This window comes from Neobacillus oceani (assembly GCF_046237595.1).
GTDB lineage: Bacteria > Bacillota > Bacilli > Bacillales > Cytobacillaceae > Bacillus_D > Bacillus_D oceani.
Genome location: NZ_CP143543.1, coordinates 4,322,902 through 4,342,158, shown reverse-complemented (window position 1 = coordinate 4,342,158; position 19,257 = coordinate 4,322,902). Strand labels below are relative to the sequence as shown.

At 47.9% G+C, this 19,257-nt stretch carries 17 protein-coding genes; 15 read left to right on the top strand and 2 right to left on the bottom strand.

Annotated features, from left to right (window positions below):
- The first annotated feature begins 69 nt into the window (after positions 1 to 69).
- The 5 genes from V1499_RS21795 (at position 70) to V1499_RS21775 (ending at position 7,428) form a co-directional block, all read left to right on the top strand.
- A complete protein-coding gene (locus V1499_RS21795; RefSeq protein WP_409272531.1) occupies positions 70 to 744 on the top strand; it encodes a TetR/AcrR family transcriptional regulator in 675 nt (224 codons plus the stop codon).
- Positions 741 to 4,001 (top strand): fused isobutyryl-CoA mutase/GTPase IcmF, encoded by a 3,261-nt coding sequence (icmF, locus tag V1499_RS21790; RefSeq protein WP_409272530.1) that lies wholly within the window; start codon positions 741 to 743, stop codon positions 3,999 to 4,001. Before V1499_RS21795 ends, icmF begins: the two co-directional genes overlap by 4 nt.
- A gap of 373 nt (positions 4,002 to 4,374) precedes the next feature.
- On the top strand, positions 4,375 to 4,584 hold the full coding sequence (locus V1499_RS21785) for a hypothetical protein (RefSeq protein WP_409272528.1): 210 nt from the start codon (positions 4,375 to 4,377) through the stop codon (positions 4,582 to 4,584).
- 115 nt (positions 4,585 to 4,699) lie between these two features.
- On the top strand, positions 4,700 to 5,332 hold the full coding sequence (rpoE, locus tag V1499_RS21780) for a DNA-directed RNA polymerase subunit delta (protein ID WP_409272526.1): 633 nt from the start codon (positions 4,700 to 4,702) through the stop codon (positions 5,330 to 5,332).
- Between the two features lie 500 nt (positions 5,333 to 5,832).
- Positions 5,833 to 7,428 carry a CTP synthase gene (locus V1499_RS21775; RefSeq protein ID WP_409272524.1) on the top strand — a complete coding sequence of 532 codons (1,596 nt, stop codon included), beginning with the start codon at positions 5,833 to 5,835 and terminating at the stop codon, positions 7,426 to 7,428.
- A gap of 52 nt (positions 7,429 to 7,480) precedes the next feature.
- On the opposite strand, the gene V1499_RS21770 is transcribed toward V1499_RS21775, so the two are convergent.
- On the bottom strand, positions 7,481 to 8,014 hold the full coding sequence (locus V1499_RS21770; RefSeq protein ID WP_409272522.1) for a DUF2529 family protein: 534 nt from the start codon (positions 8,012 to 8,014) through the stop codon (positions 7,481 to 7,483).
- Between the two features lie 188 nt (positions 8,015 to 8,202).
- Here V1499_RS21770 and V1499_RS21765 point away from each other — a divergent pair, with 188 nt between their 5' ends.
- The 8 genes from V1499_RS21765 (at position 8,203) to V1499_RS21730 (ending at position 15,965) form a co-directional block, all read left to right on the top strand.
- Positions 8,203 to 8,577: a response regulator gene (locus tag V1499_RS21765; protein ID WP_409272521.1), complete on the top strand. Its 375-nt coding sequence runs from the start codon at positions 8,203 to 8,205 to the stop codon at positions 8,575 to 8,577.
- Between the two features lie 255 nt (positions 8,578 to 8,832).
- A complete protein-coding gene (locus V1499_RS21760) occupies positions 8,833 to 9,690 on the top strand; it encodes a class II fructose-bisphosphate aldolase (protein WP_409272519.1) in 858 nt (285 codons plus the stop codon).
- Positions 9,691 to 9,832: 142 nt separating this feature from the next.
- On the top strand, positions 9,833 to 10,474 hold the full coding sequence (gene fsa / locus V1499_RS21755; protein WP_409272518.1) for a fructose-6-phosphate aldolase: 642 nt from the start codon (positions 9,833 to 9,835) through the stop codon (positions 10,472 to 10,474).
- Positions 10,475 to 10,688: 214 nt separating this feature from the next.
- Positions 10,689 to 11,975, top strand: a complete 1,287-nt coding sequence (locus V1499_RS21750) for a UDP-N-acetylglucosamine 1-carboxyvinyltransferase (protein WP_409272517.1) — start codon at positions 10,689 to 10,691, stop codon at positions 11,973 to 11,975.
- 114 nt (positions 11,976 to 12,089) lie between these two features.
- The gene (gene glpX, locus V1499_RS21745; protein ID WP_316570595.1) at positions 12,090 to 13,052 is read left to right on the top strand and encodes a class II fructose-bisphosphatase; all 963 of its coding nucleotides are present in this window, start codon (positions 12,090 to 12,092) and stop codon (positions 13,050 to 13,052) included.
- Positions 13,053 to 13,456: 404 nt separating this feature from the next.
- Positions 13,457 to 14,734 (top strand): transcription termination factor Rho, encoded by a 1,278-nt coding sequence (rho, locus tag V1499_RS21740; protein ID WP_316570594.1) that lies wholly within the window; start codon positions 13,457 to 13,459, stop codon positions 14,732 to 14,734.
- A gap of 176 nt (positions 14,735 to 14,910) precedes the next feature.
- Positions 14,911 to 15,120: a 50S ribosomal protein L31 gene (gene rpmE / locus V1499_RS21735; RefSeq protein WP_316570593.1), complete on the top strand. Its 210-nt coding sequence runs from the start codon at positions 14,911 to 14,913 to the stop codon at positions 15,118 to 15,120.
- A gap of 224 nt (positions 15,121 to 15,344) precedes the next feature.
- Positions 15,345 to 15,965 (top strand): thymidine kinase, encoded by a 621-nt coding sequence (locus V1499_RS21730; RefSeq protein WP_409272514.1) that lies wholly within the window; start codon positions 15,345 to 15,347, stop codon positions 15,963 to 15,965.
- An 83-nt stretch (positions 15,966 to 16,048) separates the two neighbouring features.
- Here the strand turns inward: V1499_RS21730 and V1499_RS21725 are convergent, their stop codons facing one another.
- Complete coding sequence (locus V1499_RS21725; RefSeq protein ID WP_409272512.1) at positions 16,049 to 17,023, bottom strand: cation diffusion facilitator family transporter; 975 nt, start codon at positions 17,021 to 17,023, stop codon at positions 16,049 to 16,051.
- Positions 17,024 to 17,319: 296 nt separating this feature from the next.
- On the opposite strand from V1499_RS21725, the gene prfA reads away from it, so the two are divergent.
- Both prfA and prmC read left to right on the top strand, forming a co-directional pair.
- The gene (gene prfA, locus V1499_RS21720; RefSeq protein WP_409272510.1) at positions 17,320 to 18,393 is read left to right on the top strand and encodes a peptide chain release factor 1; all 1,074 of its coding nucleotides are present in this window, start codon (positions 17,320 to 17,322) and stop codon (positions 18,391 to 18,393) included.
- Entirely contained in the window at positions 18,386 to 19,246 is an 861-nt protein-coding gene (prmC, locus tag V1499_RS21715) for a peptide chain release factor N(5)-glutamine methyltransferase (RefSeq protein WP_409272508.1), read from the top strand. Before prfA ends, prmC begins: the two co-directional genes overlap by 8 nt.
- The last annotated feature ends 11 nt before the right edge of the window (positions 19,247 to 19,257 follow it).

Here is a 19,257-nt window from a genome sequence, read left to right as displayed (position 1 = left end):
AACGAGGAAGTTTACATTCTCTGTGAAAAAATGAAACAAATAATCGGCATTTAAAAAGGCGGTGGTTTTGTGAAAAAGCGGGAAGTCCATGCATCTGTAAAGGATGAACTTCTTGTCAAAAGAAGGCGCAGCCAGATGGTAAGGGGAGCTGTCGCTCTATTTAAACAAAAGGGTTTCCACCGCACCACAACGAGGGAGATCGCGAAGGCATCCGGCTTCAGCATTGGCACCCTCTATGAATATATCCGGACTAAGGAAGATGTCCTATATCTTGTGTGCGACAGCATTTATGACCAGGTTTCAGGCAAACTCATAAAGGACCTGAATGGTAGAGGCGGGACACTCGAAAGCCTGAAGCAGGGCATCGCGGACTATTTTAGGATCATGGACGAGATGCAGGATGAGGTCCTCGTTATGTATCAGGAGGCGAAATCGCTGTCAAAAGACGCGCTTCCTTACGTGTTTCGGAAGGAAAATGAGATGGCGGCGATGTTTGGCAAGCTGCTCTCCCGCTGTGCGGAAAATGGGGAACTCGTATTATCGGAAAAAGAAATAGAGCTGATTGCCCATGACATTATAGTTCTTGGCCAGATGTGGGGATTCCGCCGCTGGGCGCTAAAGAAACGGTTCACGCTAGAGGAATACATCCATCACCAGACAGAACTACTGTTATCGGGAATTTCGAAAGGGAAACCAAGCGGGCAATTGAGCGGACACGCTACATTGAGAGGAGGAGAACGATGAGCAAGCAGGAAATTTATAAGCCGGTCCACCATGTCCGGTTCGTTACTGCTTCAAGCCTGTTCGACGGACATGATGCCTCGATCAATATTATGAGAAGAATCCTCCAATCGACAGGAGTTGAGGTTATCCATCTTGGCCACAATCGCTCCGTGGAGGAAGTAGTGAACGCGGCGATCCAGGAAGATGTTCAAGGAATTGCAATCTCTTCCTACCAGGGAGGCCATGTCGAATATTTTAAATACATGTACGACTTACTGAATGAAAAGGGCGCGGGCCATATCCGCATCTATGGAGGCGGAGGCGGGGTCATTATACCGCGTGAAATAAAAGAACTGCATGATTACGGCATTGCCCGTATCTTTTCGCCAGAAGACGGCCGAAAGCATGGCCTTCAGGGCATGATCAATAAGATGGTGGAGGAATGCGATTTTCCGACCATGCCAAAGGAACCGGCCGCTGAAATCGAAGCGCTTCAAAAGGGTGATACGAAAGCGATTGCTAAAATGATTACGCTTGCTGAATACCAGGTTGGGGCTGGGAAAGAACCGGCCGCTACCTCGGAAATTATCGAAAAGGTGAAAGCGGTAGCCGCGCAGGTCCCGGTTGTCGGTATCACCGGCACAGGCGGAGCAGGGAAAAGCTCGCTAACCGACGAGCTGATCCGCCGGTTCATCAATGAAATTCCTGAAAAAAAGGTCGCCATCCTTTCGGTTGACCCGACAAAGCAAAAGACAGGCGGAGCGCTGCTAGGAGACCGGATCCGCATGAACTCCATCTTCAATCCTCGCGTTTATATGCGGAGCCTTGCGACAAGGGCGTCCAGAAGTGAACTTTCCCTGGCGATCAAGGATGCGGTAGCGGTTGTAAAGGCTGCCGGCTTTGACCTCGTTGTTGTCGAAACAAGCGGAATTGGCCAGGGCGATGCCGCCATTACCGAAATTTGCGATGTATCGATGTATGTCATGACGAGTGAGTTCGGCGCGCCAACACAGCTTGAAAAAATCGATATGATTGATTTTGCGGACCTTATCGTTATTAACAAATTTGAGCGAAAGGGCTCTGAGGACGCGAAGCGCCAGGTTCAAAAGCAATATCAGCGAAGCCATATGCTGTTTGAAAAAGATCCGGAAGACCTGCCGGTTTATGGTACAATCGCGAGCCAGTTCAATGACCCCGGCACGAATGCAGTCTTTGCCGCACTGATTGAAAAAATTAATGAAAAGGCCGGTACAGATTGGAAGACCACTTTTACAAAAAATGCGAAGGTGGAAAAGCAGAATGTTATCATTCCAACCGACCGCCGGTATTATTTAAGGGAAATTTCCGAAACGGTCAGAAACTATCATAAAAAAGCGGAAGAACAGGCAAATCTTGCGCGAAAGCTGTTCCAAATTGAAGGTGTCCTTGAAGCGCTCGGTGAAGGCGGAAGTGAAGAGACGATTGCAGAATTGAACCGGATAAAGGAAGATACGAAAGCGGCGCTGTCACCTGAATCGAGAAAAATACTCGAAGGCTGGGAAAAACTGAAGGAAGATTACCAGGCGGACGAATATGTGGTCAGAATCCGCGACAAAGAAATCAGGACCGCGCTGAAATCAAAGAGCCTGTCGGGACTTGATATCCCGAAGGTTTCGTTGCCGAAATACAAGGATTACGGCGAGATCCTGCGCTGGGTTTACCGTGAAAATGTGCCGGGAGCTTTCCCTTACACAGCGGGGGTTTTCCCGTTCAAGCGCGAAGGGGAGGACCCGAAGCGCCAGTTCGCGGGGGAAGGTACGCCAGAGCGGACAAATCGACGTTTCCACTATTTGTCGAAGGATGATACGGCAAAGCGGTTGAGCACTGCGTTCGACTCTGTTACCCTGTATGGGGAAGACCCGGATTACCGCCCGGATATTTACGGTAAGGTCGGAGAGAGCGGAGTCAGCATTTGCACGCTCGAAGACATGCAGAAACTGTATTCCGGATTTGACTTGTGCCACCCGTCAACGTCGGTTTCGATGACGATCAACGGACCGGCGCCGATCATTCTCGCGATGTTTATGAACACGGCAATTCACCAGCAAGTCGAGAAAAAAGAGGCTGAATTAGGCAGGATGCTCACACCTGAAGAATTTGCAGAGGTCCGGGCATATACGCTTAAAAATGTCCGCGGGACCGTGCAGGCGGATATTCTGAAGGAAGACCAAGGACAAAACACATGTATTTTCTCGACTGAATTCGCGCTAAGGATGATGGGGGATATCCAGCAATATTTTATCGACAATCAAGTACGCAACTATTATTCGGTATCGATTTCGGGCTACCATATTGCAGAAGCCGGAGCAAACCCGATTTCGCAGCTGGCCTTCACGCTCGCCAACGGCTTTACGTATGTCGAATATTATTTGAGCCGCGGCATGGATATCAATGATTTCGCGCCGAATTTGAGCTTTTTCTTCTCGAACGGCCTTGATCCCGAATATACAGTCATCGGCCGGGTAGCCCGCCGGATTTGGGCGACGGTTATGCGTGATAAATACGGAGCCAACGAACGGAGCCAAAAGCTGAAGTACCATATCCAGACATCGGGCCGTTCCCTGCACGCCCAGGAAATTGACTTCAATGATATCCGGACTACCTTACAGGCATTGATGGCGCTCCAGGATAATTGCAACTCGCTTCATACGAATGCGTATGACGAAGCGATTACGACTCCTACCGAAGAATCGGTGCGGAGGGCGATGGCAATCCAGATGATTATTACGAAGGAGCATGGCCTGTCCAAAAATGAAAACCCTCTTCAGGGAGCGTTCATTATCGATGAGTTGACAGACCTTGTCGAAGAGGCAGTCCTTCAGGAGTTCGAGCGAATCAATGACCGCGGGGGCGTTTTGGGTGCTATGGAAACCCAATACCAGCGCGGCAAAATACAGGATGAATCGATGTACTATGAAATGAAGAAACATTCCGGAGAGCTGCCGATTATCGGGGTCAATACGTATTTGAATCCAAATCCTCCTTCCGAGGATGATTTGAACAATATGGAGCTTGCAAGGGCATCGATGGAAGAAAAGGAACTTCAGATCGCGAATTTAAGGAAGTTCCAGGAACAGCACGCGGACAAAACGGCCGAAGCCCTTCAAAGGCTAAAGGCAACGGCTGTTTCCGGAGGGAATATTTTTGCCGAGCTGATGGAAACTGTAAAAGTTGCCAGCCTCGGCCAAATCACAAACGCCCTTTATCAGGTTGGTGGCCAGTACAGGCGCAATATGTAGATAAGAAAAGAGGAAGCGTCCGTTTAGCGCCGTATGGACTGGAGGGCCCCGATGGAGATAAAGGAAACACGATGAGCGAAGGCGAATCGATGTTGACTTATCGTAGCGAGGGGACCGAAGTACACTAGGCGCTGGGCGCTGGAACTGGACAAAGAAAAGAGGAAGCGTCCGTAGCGCTCGACGCTAGAGCTAGACAAACTTTAAACATTCATTTTTAGAAAATTCGGGGATGGCCTAACCAGCCATCCCTGGCTGATTTTAAAAAAAGCGGCTCTGGCCGGCCCGGAATATTTTTTTCCGAAAAAAGTACCGGAACGATTAAATTTTCCTGACTTTCATATATAATATTGGCATATAACCCGGAGAATGGCTGGTGAAAATAGTGAAATTGAAATATGTCGTCTTGCTTCTTGTCATCTTGGCCTGGCCACTCAATTATCTGTATCAGCGCCAGTTAGGGGCTATTTCTTTTTTGTTGCTGGCCATTCTCTTCCTTTTCCTTACCATCAAGGAAATCTTGAAGGAAAAGGAACGAAAATCGCGGAGAAAAGGGAGAGGAAATGGGACCGGTCCGGTAAATTAAACTCTGGCCAAATTAGAACTGGCTAAAACCGGAATAATTTGTTTATAATGAAGAATATGCAATTTGGAAGAATCTCTTCCTGGACCTGGTGGTTCAAATGAGAAAGGAAGTGCCAATGTTGGGTTTAGAACAATACTCAAAAGAGCAGTTAAAGGAATTGTCTTTGATTGAAATGGCCTATGAGTTGCTGAAAAGTAAAAAACAGCAAGTATCATTTAATGAGCTGCTTGATGAAATTGCGGCCGCTGGGGATATTTCAGCAAATGAAATCAAGGCGAGGATGGCGCAATTTTACACCGATTTGAACATAGATGGGCGTTTTATCAGCCTTGGCGAAAACAAATGGGGCCTTCGTGTCTGGTATCCGGTTGATACGGTTGAAGAAGAGCAGGTGGCCGCTGTTAAGCCGAAGAAGAAAAAGGCGAAGAAAATCATTGATGAACTCGAAGATTACGAAGAGCTTGACGATGATCTCGATTACGATGATCTTGAAGAATTCGAGGAAGAGGATGTCCTTGATGACGAAGAAGATGCCTTCGACGAACTTGAAGAAGCCGAGGAATTCGAGGAAGATGATGAAGATTTTGACATTGCGGAAGATGAAGCCCTTGACGAGGACCTCGAAGATGACTTGGATGAGGAACTTGACGAGGAGCTTGATGAGGATTTGGATGATGACCTTGAGGAAAGCCTTGAGGCATTAGAGGAAGAAGAGCTGAGCGATGATGAGGATGACGAAGACCTGTAGAGGCTTGACATTCCGTGTCGCTGCCTGTAGAATCATTTTTGGGCTCCTTAAATAAGGACGGACAGAATTTACTATCAAGCGCTCCCTTGCCAATATGGCAGGTTGGGCGCTTTTTTATTCTTTAGGAAATTTTAAAATGAAACCTTGTGGATAACTCTAAATAAGTTATTGTAATCCAGCTACAGCGCCTAGCCCCTTGAGGTCATAAGCCGGTTCCCTCCGGAGGGCAGGCCCGTCCTGCGGGCCACGTCTTATGCTTGTCGGGGCTGACCACTAAGGAAAGCTCCTTAGAATAATCATCGCAGGGACAAGCGGCCTTTTGCTTGTCGCGAAGGCGCTTGCGCATTTTGTTCTTTGCATTTCGGCTTTGGGTTTCATTGCAGTGCTCTGTTAAAATTCCCCTTAGTATGAATTAGCCGCTTGCCGCCGTACTATTTTTTTTGCGAAAAAGCAGTAAACAAACCAAGTTTGCACAAACTGTATTAGAGGGGGACTTTATAATGACAAAGTATGTTTTCGTAACGGGTGGGGTAGTATCTTCACTTGGCAAAGGGATTGTTGCAGCCTCCCTTGGCCGCCTATTGAAAAACAGGGGCTTGGAAGTATTCATCCAAAAATTTGACCCGTACATCAACGTTGACCCGGGAACCATGAGCCCGTACCAGCATGGTGAAGTATATGTAACCGGGGATGGAGCAGAAACAGACCTAGACCTTGGCCATTACGAGCGATTCATCGACATAAACTTGACGAAGAATAGCAACGTAACGACAGGGAAAATTTATTCAACCGTACTGAAAAAGGAACGGCGCGGAGATTATCTTGGAGGGACTGTACAGGTAATTCCACATATAACCAATGAAATCAAGGAACGCGTTTTCCGAGCTGGCCATGAATCGAATGCGGATGTGGTCATTACTGAAATCGGCGGTACGGTCGGCGATATAGAATCCCTTCCGTTCCTCGAAGCTATCCGCCAAATCAAGAGCGATATTGGCCACGAGAATGTTATGTACATTCATTGTACCCTGATTCCGTACATCAAGGCGGCTGGCGAGATGAAAACAAAGCCAACACAGCACAGTGTAAAGGAATTGCGCAGCCTCGGCATCCAGCCCAATGTCATTGTTGTCCGTACAGAAATGCCTGTTTCACAGGATATGAAGGATAAAATCGCTCTTTTCTGCGACATTAACAAAGAAGCCGTCATTGAGTGCCGAGACGCGGAAACGCTCTATTCCGTACCTCTTGCACTACAGGATCAACATTTGGATCAAATTGTTTGTGACCATTTAAAGCTTCAATGCACAGAAGCGGATATGGCTGAATGGAAAGCCCTTGTCGAAAAGGTGACTCATCTTTCAGCGAAAACAAGGATTGCGCTTGTCGGAAAATATGTTGAGCTTCAGGATGCGTACATTTCCGTTGTTGAAGCACTCAAGCACGCGGGTTACGCATATGATTCAGACATTGAAATCAAGTGGGTCAATGCCGAAGATGTGACGGAAGAGAATGTCAACGAACTACTCGGGGATGTAAACGGCATACTTGTTCCTGGTGGATTTGGGGACAGGGGCATCGAAGGGAAAATTTCGGCCATTAAATTCGCGCGTGAAAACAAGGTTCCATTCCTTGGAATCTGCCTTGGCATGCAGCTTGCAACTATCGAATACGCTCGGAATGTCCTTGGCTTGAAGGATGCTCATTCCGCTGAAATCGATCCAGGCACAACCCATCCAATCATTGATCTTCTGCCGGAGCAGAAGGATGTTGAAGATCTTGGTGGAACGCTTCGCCTTGGCCTTTATCCATGCAAACTGGTTGAGGGGACGAAGGTGTTTGATGCTTATGGCGAAAAGGTTGTTTACGAACGCCACCGCCATCGTTATGAATTCAATAATCACTACCGCCAGAATATGGAAAAGGCTGGATTTGTGTTTTCAGGAACTAGCCCGGATGGCCGTTTGATTGAAACGATCGAGGTAAAGGACCATCCTTGGTTCGTGGCATCCCAGTTCCATCCGGAATTCCTTTCTAGGCCGACCCGTCCGCAGCCGCTTTTCCGTGAGTTCATCCACGCATCTTTAAATCAATAACGGTTATGAAAAAGAGCCGGCCCTTTCGTAAAGGGAGTCGGCTCTTTTGCTTCTATTCTTCATATTCGGCTAGGATCTCATCAATGATGAACTTGATTCCATAATAGGCAAATAAACCTGCGATAGGAGCCGGAAATCCAAAGCGGCCGCCGGACTCATCCGGCAAAAGGGCTTTTTTTAGCAAAAGCCCGACATGGACATCGGCAAGATTTTCAAGAGTATCGCCGTCAGCTTCCTCCCGGGCGGAAGAGATGCCGGCAAATGGAATCCCTTTTTTCTGTAAAAGCTTTGCTGCCTTAATGGCGTCAGGATCCCTTGAAAAACGTGTAACAATCAAAGCCCTGTCCGCGGCTGTGAACTCTGCTGTTTCCTCCCCGTTCCAGTTTACGGCGGAAGGAAGAGGTTCTTCGCCAAGTGTTGCCTCAAGCGCGACGGCTTCCATTTCCCTAGTCCCGTAAATAAAAATACGCCCTTCACCTGCTGCGGCCTGTGCCAAAAGCCGGGCGGCATCCTCCAGATTATCTTCCTGTTTATCGTGAATCCTGCCAAGCAGCCCTGCAAGCTGCGTGGAAAACATTTTTAACATGGCGGCCTCCACTCATCCATTTTTCTTTCATTATAGACAAATTCCGCCATCTTGCAAAAAATGTCGTAAATTCACCGCAGAATTTTTGCAGGATATTGCGAAGAAAAGGAGAAATAGTCAAAAGGAATAACCGGGGCGGATTATGCCTGGGAAAGAAAATTAGTTGGGAGAATCGGGGCGATTGTTGAATGAAAGGGAAAATATTGATAGTTGATGACCAATTTGGTATCCGAATTCTACTGAATGAGGTTTTTCAAAAGGAAGGATATACCACATTCCAGGCTGCAAATGGCATCCAGGCACTTGATATTGTAAAGAAGCATTCACCTGACTTAGTTTTGCTTGATATGAAAATCCCCGGGATGGACGGTATTGAAATACTAAAAAGAATGAAAATCATTGATCCTGAGATTCGGGTCATCATTATGACAGCCTATGGGGAACTGGATATGATCCAGGAGGCAAAAGATCTTGGGGCAATAACCCATTTCGCAAAGCCGTTCGATATTGATGATATCCGGAATGCCGTAAAAGTTTACGCAGACAGGAACCAGGGGGTTTAAAAATCACCCTTTAAAAAGTTTCAGTTTCCAGCAATGTGGTATAAAAGGAAAATGGCGGCGCTTACATCTCGGAAAATTGCTAAAACCTAAGTGATTAATGGAATTTTCGGGGCCGGTCTGATATGATAACTAATGGAATTGGCTGGCGAAAGAATCTTTCAGCCGGCCAAAAATCGTTACATAATCGGCCAGCGCGAGGGGGACGTTATTATGGGAACCCTGGCTGATTTACGGCCAACATAAGGAGGAAATACAATGCCCTTAGTTTCCATGACTGATATGCTGAACAAGGCGAAATCGGAAGGCTATGCTGTCGGCCAGTTCAATCTGAACAATCTCGAATTCACTCAAGCAATCCTTTTGGCTGCCGAAGAGGAGAAGTCTCCTGTCATCCTTGGGGTATCCGAAGGCGCCGCTCGTTATATGGGCGGGTTTAAAACTGTTGTAAAAATGGTTGAGGGCCTTTTGGAGGATTATAGTATCACAGTGCCTGTCGCAATCCATCTTGACCACGGTTCAAGCTTTGACAAGTGCAAGGCAGCCATTGATGCTGGCTTTACTTCCGTCATGATTGACGCCTCCCATAACCCATTTGAAGAAAACATTGAAATCACAACGAAAGTGGTTGAATATGCGCATTCAAAAGGTGTTTCTGTTGAAGCCGAGCTTGGGACAGTTGGCGGACAGGAAGATGATGTTATCGCGGATGGCGTAATTTATGCCGACCCGAAGGAATGTGAAGAACTTGCAAAACGCACAGGAATTGACTGTCTGGCTCCTGCGCTTGGTTCCGTTCACGGACCTTATAAAGGTGAACCGAACCTCGGTTTCAAAGAAATGGAGGAAATCGGCAACATTACCGGCTTGCCGCTCGTCCTGCATGGAGGAACCGGCATCCCGACGAAGGATATCCAAAAATCCATCTCGCTCGGAACCGCAAAAATCAATGTAAATACCGAAAATCAAATGGCGTCCGCAAAGGTTGTGCGTGAAGTTCTGGCTGCCAAGCCGAATGAGTACGACCCTCGCAAATATTTGGGTCCTGCCCGTGATGCGATTAAAGAAACCGTTATTGGGAAAATGCGTGAATTCGGTTCATCAGGCAAAGCTTAATGCCCCCATGGCGGAATCCGCCGATTTATACGGCTGAGGCCATGTAAAGATTGAGGAACCGCCCCTGGATCAGAGGGCGGTTTCAGTTCATTTATTTCTAGTTCGGATAAAATAAACAGAATTAAACATCAGGAGGTTGACTATGAAGTTCTTTATCGATACAGCCAATATGGAAGAAATACGAGAGGCGCACGCCCTTGGCCTATTAGCGGGAGTTACAACAAACCCTTCCCTTGTCGCCAAGGAAAAGGGAGTATCCTTTGAAGATCGCTTAAAGGAAATAACGGATCTTGTATCCGGCTCTGTTAGCGCCGAGGTCATTGCACTTGATGCGGAAGGCATGATTAAAGAGGGCAAGGAGCTGGCGAAAATCGCTCCGAATATCACAATCAAAGTGCCGATGACCCCTGAGGGACTGAAGGCTGTCCATGCTTTTTCCAAGGAAGGCATTAAAACGAATGTGACGCTCATTTTTAATGCGAATCAGGCGTTGCTTGCTGCCCGCGCAGGCGCTAGCTATGTATCGCCATTCCTAGGAAGGCTAGATGATATCGGCCAAAATGGGTTGGATCTTATTTCGACTATTGCTGACATTTTCGCAGTCCATGGCATTGAAACGGAAATTATCGCTGCATCCATCAGGCATCCAATGCATGTGACCGAAGCAGCATTACGTGGGGCGGATATCGCTACAATCCCGTATAAAGTCCTTATGCAGCTTTTCAATCACCCGTTGACAGATAAAGGAATCGAGGCATTCCTGAAAGACTGGAATTCCCGCTAAGCGGCGAATTCTGATTGTATAAATGGAAAACGCTTACTATTTTTGAACTTTTTTAGTTATCGATACATGAAAAGGGAATTTTCGTGTAAACTAGAAGGTAAGACAAACTGCCGGATTATGCCTAGAGATAATGGAAAATAATACCTTAAGCCTCGGCCGGCAGCAAAGCTATCGGCCGAACAGCTGTGATCGATGGCTGGAAAGGGAGTCGGAAATGGAAAAGCTTAAAATTGCCGGTGGCTATCCCCTTAAAGGGACTGTCCGGGTAAGTGGGGCCAAAAACAGCGCGGTCGCATTAATCCCAGCCACAATACTTGCGGATTCTCCTGTTACTATCGAGGGGCTGCCCGATATATCGGATGTTGAAATCCTCAAAGGGCTTCTGGAAGAAATCGGTGGGCAGGTAAAGCTGTCTGACAATGAAATGACGGTTAATCCTTCCGGCATGATTTCCATGCCGCTGCCAAATGGGAAAGTGAAAAAGCTACGGGCGTCTTATTACCTGATGGGAGCCATGCTTGGCCGGTTTAAGAAAGCAGTAATCGGGCTTCCGGGCGGATGCCATCTCGGACCAAGGCCAATCGACCAACACATTAAAGGTTTTGAGGCGCTCGGGGCAAGTGTTACGAACGAACAGGGAGCCATTTACCTGAGGGCGGAAGAATTAAAAGGCGCGCGGATTTACCTCGATGTTGTCAGTGTCGGAGCGACCATCAATATTATGCTCGCTGCTGTCCGTGCAAAAGGCCGGACCGTAATCGAAAACGCGGCCAAGGAACCTGAAATCATCGATGTTGCCACGTTGCTGACCAACATGGGTGCCCGTATAAAGGGTGCGGGAACTGACGTCATTCGAATTGACGGCGTGGACAGCCTTCATGGTTGCCGGCACACCATCATCCCGGACCGGATTGAAGCAGGGACGTATATCATTCTTGGCGCCGCAATGGGGGATGGGGTCCTTGTCGATAATGTTATTCCCCAGCACCTTGAGTCCCTGATTGCGAAACTGAGTGAAATGGGAGTGTACGTCGAAGCCGGCGATGACCAGATATTTGTGCGGAGTTCGCCCAGGCTGAAGGCTGTCGATATTAAGACGCTAGTTTACCCTGGGTTCCCAACAGACCTCCAGCAGCCGTTTACGTCCCTTTTGACAAGGGCAGAAGGTTCAAGCATGGTAACGGATACGATTTATGGTGCCCGTTTCAAGCATATCGACGAACTAAGGCGGATGAATGCGAACATCAAGGTTGAAGGGCGGTCTGCCATCGTTTCCGGTCCCATCCAGCTTCAAGGGGCAAAGGTCAAGGCAAGCGACCTCCGTGCGGGCGCGGCACTCGTCATTGCTGGGTTAATGGCTGAAGGAATCACCGAAGTAACTGGACTTGAGCATATTGACAGGGGTTACAGCAACCTTGTTGAAAAGCTGAACGGACTTGGAGCGACGGTCTGGCGGGAAGCGATGACCGAAGAGGAAGTCGAGCAGCTTAAAAATACGTAACATCGTCATGAAGGCGCCAGCCATACACCAGGCAGCGCCTTTTAAAGCTGCTTTCTGCTATACTAGGGATTAACAAGTTTTAATAGAACTAGACGAACGATGGGGGAAAAACCGATGGAAAGAAGCTTAACGATGGAACTGGTCCGCGTAACAGAGGGGGCTGCACTGGCTTCCGCGCGGTGGATGGGCCGCGGAAAAAAGGATGAAGCGGATGATGCGGCCACTTCGGCCATGAGGGATGTATTTGATACAGTACCGATGAAGGGCACGGTTGTTATTGGAGAAGGGGAAATGGATGAAGCGCCCATGCTCTATATCGGTGAAAAGCTCGGCACTGGCTATGGGCCCAGGGTTGACGTCGCGGTAGACCCCCTTGAAGGTACGAACATTGTTGCATCCGGGGGCTGGAACGCGCTGGCAGTATTGGCGGTAGCCGACCATGGGAACCTACTCCATGCACCAGATATGTATATGGATAAGATCGCGGTTGGTCCCGAGGCAGTCGGGCAAATTGATCTAAATGCCTCTGTCCTTGATAATCTTAAGGCTGTTGCCAGGGCCAAAAACAAGGATATAGAGGATGTCGTCGCCACTGTCCTGAACCGGGAGCGCCACGCGGGCATTATCGCCCAGCTCCGTGAAGCAGGCGCAAGGATCAAGCTTATCAATGATGGTGATGTGGCAGGCGCAATCAACACCGCGTTCGATTTTACCGGCGTCGATATTTTATTCGGATCGGGAGGCGCCCCAGAAGGTGTTCTGGCTGCCGTAGCTTTGAAATGCCTCGGCGGGGAACTAATCGGGAAGCTCGATCCTCAAAATGATGCGGAAATTGAACGTTGCAGGAAAATGGGCCTTGATGTCAATAAAGTGCTCCGTATGGAAGACCTCGTCAAGGGTGATGACGCCATTTTTGCCGCAACAGGGGTAACAGATGGCGAGCTGTTGAAGGGGGTCCAATTTAAAGGCACCTATGGATCTACCCACTCGGTCGTCATGCGGGCAAAATCAGGAACTGTCCGGTTTATTGAAGGGCGGCACAGCCTTCATAAAAAACCAAACCTTGTGATACGTTAACCTTTCACTGTTCCTAAGGGTAATTAACTCCTCACATATCTTGGCCGGCCTTTGAATTTTAAGGAAGGCCAACCAGCCAGTTAAGAATGGGGCCATTGAATCCGGGCCCCGGGTTGGCTTGGGCCCGCTCTCGGCCGAAAAAACCCAAATTGCAAAAACTATGGTTATTTTTTTGAATAACGGGTAAAATAGAAATTGTTTTGTAAGCATCTGCTAATCTTCCAATTAAACTTCCAGAACCCTTCAAGAGCAATCAATTCCTCTCTGCATGAAACATGGCATTTCAACCTTATTTGATTGAACGTTATGCCTGTTTTTCAACCGTTTTCATTTGCAAAAAAAACGAGGGCATCCCAAGGGATGCAGCAAAGAGAAGAACCAAATAAGTAAAGCGTGGTGTCCAAATGGAATTAACAATTACAAGCCTCGAAAATATGAAGCTTAAGGAACTGTATGAGCTGGCCAGGGAATATAAAGTTTCCTACTACAGCAAATTGACAAAGAAAGAACTCATTTTCTCCATCCTAAAAGCGCGTGCGGAGCAGCAGGGCTATTTCTTCATGGAAGGCGTTCTGGAAATTATCCAGTCGGAGGGTTTTGGATTTCTGCGTCCAATCAATTATTCTCCAAGCTCCGAGGACATTTATATTTCGGCGTCGCAAATCCGACGCTTTGACCTTAGGAATGGCGATAAAGTTTCAGGCAAGGTCCGGCCTCCAAAGGAGAGTGAGCGTTACTACGGCCTCCTTCATGTTGAGGCTGTCAATGGCGAAAATCCAGAGTCGGCAAAGGAACGCGTCCACTTCCCTGCTCTTACCGCTTTGTATCCTGACAGGCAAATTAAGCTAGAGACGACTCCAAAGCATCTTTCCACACGAATTATGGATTTAATCGCCCCGGTTGGCTTCGGCCAGCGCGGACTGATTGTCGCTCCGCCAAAAGCCGGTAAAACAATGCTGTTAAAAGAAATTGCCAACAGCATTACGACCAATCACCCGGAAGCAGAACTGATTGTCCTGTTAATCGACGAGCGGCCTGAAGAGGTTACCGACATTGAACGTTCCGTTGTGGGGGATGTTGTCAGCTCGACTTTCGATGAAGTGCCTGAAAACCATATCAAGGTTGCGGAGCTTGTCCTCGAACGCGCTATGCGCCTAGTCGAACATAAGAAGGATGTCATTATCCTGATGGATAGTATTACAAGGCTTGCGAGAGCGTACAACCTGGTGATTCCGCCAAGCGGACGAACCCTGTCAGGGGGGATTGACCCGGCAGCTTTCCACCGTCCGAAACGATTCTTTGGGGCGGCGCGGAATATCGAAGAAGGCGGGAGCCTGACTATCCTTGCGACTGCCCTGGTTGACACTGGCTCGCGGATGGACGATGTCATTTACGAGGAATTTAAAGGGACAGGAAACATGGAACTTCATCTCGACCGTTCACTTGCCGAAAGAAGGATTTTCCCGGCTCTCGATATCCGGCGGTCGGGAACAAGGAAGGAAGAACTGCTCCTTCCAAAAGACCAGCTTGATAAGCTGTGGGCAATCAGGAAATCAATGTCTGACAGCCCCGACTTTGCCGAACGCTTCCTGAAAAAGTTGAGGCAGACAAAGTCCAATGAAGAATTCTTTGCCCAGGTGGGAGAAGAAATGAAAGCAAGCACAGCAAGAAAACAACAGTAAATTTGGCGGTGCATTTCCACCATAAATTCCTATCGTTTTCTTGAAAATTCCATCTTGCAAAAGCTGAACAGGCTTGCTATAATGATAACAGTGTTTTTTTACCACTACGGGGCTACTATGCACCCGGGTCTATAACTCTGTTTCGGAATGATTCAGGGCGGAAGGAGATGAAAAGAATGAAGGCAGGAATTCATCCAAATTATAAAACAGTAATGGTGACTTGCGCTTGCGGCAACCAGTTTGAAACCGGATCAGTGAAAAACGAAATTCGCGTTGAAACTTGCTCCGAGTGCCATCCATTCTATACAGGACGTCAAAAATTTGCTGAAGCTGGCGGTCGTGTTGACCGTTTCAACAAGAAATACGGCATCAAGCAACAGCAGTAATCGAAAAAACTGTTCAAAAACAGGCAAGAATCAACATCGCTTGCCTGTTTTTTTTACTTTTTCTAACGGGAAATTCATCGAATTTTGGCGGAATGACGGTTTTATGCCGTCAGTTTGGGTAAAAACAACAGTAGTTAAGGCGCTTATGCCGGTGAACGCGTGAAAATGAAGAGTGAAATACATAATAATTTTAACAGGGTATGCACGGAAGGAGAGGCAGCAGTATGTACGTTATGAAACAAAGCGGCTGGATCGAGGTTATTTGTGGCAGCATGTTTTCAGGGAAATCGGAGGAATTGATCCGGAGAGTCCGCCGGGCGCAATTCGCCAAGCAAAAAATTGCTGTTTTCAAACCAAAAATAGATAACCGCTACAGTGAGGAATCCGTTGTTTCACATAATGGAACATCCTTTTTTGCCATGCCAATCTCACATTCCACTGAAATTTTTGACCATATCGACGTTGAAGTCGATGTCATTGCAATCGATGAAGTCCAATTTTTTGACAATGATATTGTCAATGTTATCCAGCATCTAGCCAACAGCGGTTTCAGGGTCATTGCCGCTGGGCTTGACCAGGATTTTCGTGGCGAGCCTTTTGGTAAAATGCCCGACCTTATGGCAGTTGCCGAACTTGTTACTAAACTGCAGGCCGTATGCGCCGTTTGCGGTTCGCCCGCGAGCAGGACGCAGCGCCTTATTGACGGCCGCCCGGCATCCTATGATGATCCGATTATTCTTGTCGGCGCCTCTGAAGCATATGAGCCACGCTGCAGGCACCACCATGAGGTTCCAAACTCGGCGGCCGATGTTGAAATGGCCATCTATAAAACAAAAGCTTTATAATAAAAAGAGGCTGTCCGTGTTGGACGAGCCTCTTTTTTTAACAGGAAATACCGTATTACCGATGTTATAAACCAAAAGGATTTTTATTCGTCCAGTGATGGTTTCCAATCGGGAATCCCATCGGTTTCCAATATTCCAATTGTAACATCGCTAATATCCGGGTCGGTGAGCAGCCTGTCCCTAATCCTGAATTTAATATCATCTGCCACCGCGAGGCTTAGGCCTCTTTTAAGCTCAATATAGCCTTCTACATGGTATTGGCGGCCTTCTTGAACAATCCGCAATTTATTAATGTCGTCCACGTCGGGGTCCGAGAAAATGGTTTTGGCAATCCTGTCCTCAATAACTCTCGGCGCCGCAACCCCAATCAGGCCCACGGTATTTTCATAGCCAATTTTTATGGCGATGCCAAATAGCATAAATCCAATCAAAAGCGTTCCGACCCCGTCGAGGAAGTAGAGTCCTGTCATATTTGCCATGACAATAGCGAGCAGGGCAAGTGCCGCTCCAAAGGTCGCGATGATATCTTCATAAAAAACGAGCCTTGTCGGGGGTGAGGCAAGCCTTACATTTTTAAAAGCGGCTGGAATCATCGCCAACCCTTTTGCATTGCTTCGTGTTTCATGGACAATTTCCCTCATTGCCTTAACGAGCACAGCTCCGTCTAGCCCGACTGCTGCGAGTAAAATTAGCACATTCAGCAAAATTTTTTCTGGTTTCTTCGGGTTTTGTATTAGTTCCCAGCCTTTATGCACCGTTTCGTAGGACATAATCGAGATGACAACGACCGCAATCAGGACGAACAGATTAACGACTCGCCCAAATCCTGTCGGGAACCTTCTTGTCGGTGCTTTCTCGGCCAGGGCGCTCCCGATAAATACAAAGGCCTGGTTCGTCGAATCGGCCACAGAGTGCAGGGTCGTTGCAAACATAGTCCCGCTTCCGCTCAAAAAGGCGGCAATTCCTTTTATTACAGCAAGTATCGCATTTGCGAGCGCGGCGATTCCGGAGGATTTGTTCCCTTTTTTCAACAGTGCTACAAACGTCACGAGACTCATCCTTTCCAGTTTCTTTGTAAAAAAATACCCTTCTTACCGGGATTTAACCCTGAATACACTAAAAAGAAAATAAATTGCCGTATGCATCAATGGTTTGAAAAACTGAGGAAAGTGTTGCATTGAAAGCGGCTTTGACGGAGATTTCCGGCTGTATTATAATAAAGTGATGATGGAAGGGATGCTATTCTTCCATGTAAAAGGATTTTCATCATTCAGGGTGAAAACTGCCCATCATGGTTGGTTGTCCGTGTGGAATGAAGATTAAAAGATTTGGACTAATAACTGAGGTGAATAGTGTGTTTGATCGTCTTCAGGCTGTTGAGGACCGTTATGAAAAGCTGAATGAGCTTTTAAGCGATCCAGCCATAATAAATGATTCAAAAAAGCTCCGCGAGTACTCCAAGGAGCAATCAGATATACAGGAAACTGTCATGGTTTACCGTGAGTATAAGGAAACGAAAGAGCAGTTAGAAGATGCCAAGGCCATGCTTGAAGAAAAGCTTGATGCGGATATGCGCGATATGGTGAAGGAGGAAGTGAATGAGCTTTCCTCCCAAATCGAGGAGCTTGAAGAAAAGCTGAAGATCCTGCTTATTCCGAAAGACCCGAACGATGACAAGAACGTTATCTTTGAAATCCGCGGGGCAGCCGGAGGGGATGAAGCAGCTCTCTTCGCTGGGGACCTCTACCGGATGTACAGCCGCTATGCAGAAGCCCAGGGCTGGAAGACTGAAGTCATGGATGCGAGCCCGACCGGCCTTGGCGGTTTCAAGGAAATTATTTTTATGATTAACGGTACCGGCGCATATTCCAGGCTGAAATTCGAAAATGGAGCGCATCGTGTCCAGCGTGTACCAGAGACTGAATCAGGTGGAAGAATCCATACCTCGACCGCTACTGTCGCGTGCCTTCCGGAAGCCGAAGAAGTTGAAGTTGAAATACACGACAAGGACATCCGGTTCGACACCTTCGCTTCAAGCGGCGCTGGCGGACAATCCGTTAACACGACGATGTCCGCTGTCCGGCTGACACATATTCCGACTGGAATTGTTGTTTCCATGCAGGATGAAAAATCCCAGCACAAAAACCGGGACAAGGCGATGAAGATTCTCCGCGCCCGCGTATATGACAAGTTCCAGCGTGAAGCACAGGCGGAATATGACCAGGTGCGCAAGTCAGCAGTTGGCACTGGTGACCGCTCCGAGCGTATCCGTACGTACAATTTCCCGCAAAACCGCGTAACCGACCACAGGATTGGGCTGACTATCCAAAAGTTAGACCAAATTCTTGAAGGGAAGCTTGATGAAGTCATCGACGCGCTCATCCTTGAAGACCAATCCAAAAGGCTGGAAAGTGCTTCAAATGAGTAAGAAAGTATATGAAGCCCTGAACTGGGCTTCTTCTTTTTTAAAAGAGGCAGGCCGGGAAGAATTTGCTGGGGAGGTATTGTTGAGGTACGTCCTTGGAATCGACCGGACGAGGCTGTTTACGGTTATGAGGGATGAAATTTCTTCTGGCCATCTTAAACAGTTCGAGGAAGCCGTCCGGAAGCATGCCGCCGGAAAGCCGGTTCAGTATATTATTGGCCAGGAAGAATTTTATGGCAGGCCATTTTTGGTGAATGAAGAAGTGCTGATACCGCGGCCCGAGACCGAAGAACTTGTTGAAGGCGCGCATAAAAGAATTAAGGCAATGTTCGGCGATGCGGGAGATTTGAAGCTCGCCGATATCGGGACAGGCAGCGGGGCCATTGCGATTACAATGAAACTTGAAAAACCGCGTCTTTCTGTGACAGCGACGGATATCGCTGCTGGATCCCTTCTGGTCGCTGAGGAAAACGCCCGCCGCCTTGGAGCGGATGTGGGATTTGTCCAGGGTGACCTTTTGAAGCCGTTTATTCAAGCGGGGACCCGTTTCGATATTGTTTTGTCAAATCCTCCGTATATCCCAGATGGTGACAAGGCGTGGATGTCCGATGTCGTGACAGGGCATGAGCCGCATAGGGCATTGTTCGCGGGCAGTGACGGCCTTGATTTTTACAGGAGATTCATGGAGGAGTTGCCAGTTGTCCTGAATAGCAGGGCGCTTGTCGGATTTGAAATAGGTGCTGGCCAGGGAGCTGCGGTTGCTTCTCTATGTAAAAGAACCTTCCCAACCGCAAATGTGGAAGTCATCAATGATATAAACGGAAAAGACCGCATGGTATTCATCGAGCGGACTTAAGAGTGTGACTA

Excerpts from the sequence above, each read along its gene's own strand:
- glpX (WP_316570595.1), top strand. The coding sequence starts at position 12,090 with ATGGAAAGAAGCTTAACGATGGAACTGGTCCGCGTAACAGAGGGGGCT.
- rho (WP_316570594.1), top strand. The coding sequence starts at position 13,457 with ATGGAATTAACAATTACAAGCCTCGAAAATATGAAGCTTAAGGAACTG.
- V1499_RS21730 (WP_409272514.1), top strand. The coding sequence starts at position 15,345 with ATGTACGTTATGAAACAAAGCGGCTGGATCGAGGTTATTTGTGGCAGC.
- rpoE (WP_409272526.1), top strand. The coding sequence starts at position 4,700 with ATGTTGGGTTTAGAACAATACTCAAAAGAGCAGTTAAAGGAATTGTCT.
- V1499_RS21750 (WP_409272517.1), top strand. The coding sequence starts at position 10,689 with ATGGAAAAGCTTAAAATTGCCGGTGGCTATCCCCTTAAAGGGACTGTC.
- V1499_RS21765 (WP_409272521.1), top strand. The coding sequence starts at position 8,203 with ATGAAAGGGAAAATATTGATAGTTGATGACCAATTTGGTATCCGAATT.
- fsa (WP_409272518.1), top strand. The coding sequence starts at position 9,833 with ATGAAGTTCTTTATCGATACAGCCAATATGGAAGAAATACGAGAGGCG.
- prmC (WP_409272508.1), top strand. The coding sequence starts at position 18,386 with ATGAGTAAGAAAGTATATGAAGCCCTGAACTGGGCTTCTTCTTTTTTA.
- rpmE (WP_316570593.1), top strand. The coding sequence starts at position 14,911 with ATGAAGGCAGGAATTCATCCAAATTATAAAACAGTAATGGTGACTTGC.
- V1499_RS21725 (WP_409272512.1), bottom strand. The coding sequence starts at position 17,023 with ATGAGTCTCGTGACGTTTGTAGCACTGTTGAAAAAAGGGAACAAATCC.
- V1499_RS21775 (WP_409272524.1), top strand. The coding sequence starts at position 5,833 with ATGACAAAGTATGTTTTCGTAACGGGTGGGGTAGTATCTTCACTTGGC.
- V1499_RS21760 (WP_409272519.1), top strand. The coding sequence starts at position 8,833 with ATGCCCTTAGTTTCCATGACTGATATGCTGAACAAGGCGAAATCGGAA.
- icmF (WP_409272530.1), top strand. The coding sequence starts at position 741 with ATGAGCAAGCAGGAAATTTATAAGCCGGTCCACCATGTCCGGTTCGTT.
- V1499_RS21770 (WP_409272522.1), bottom strand. The coding sequence starts at position 8,014 with ATGTTAAAAATGTTTTCCACGCAGCTTGCAGGGCTGCTTGGCAGGATT.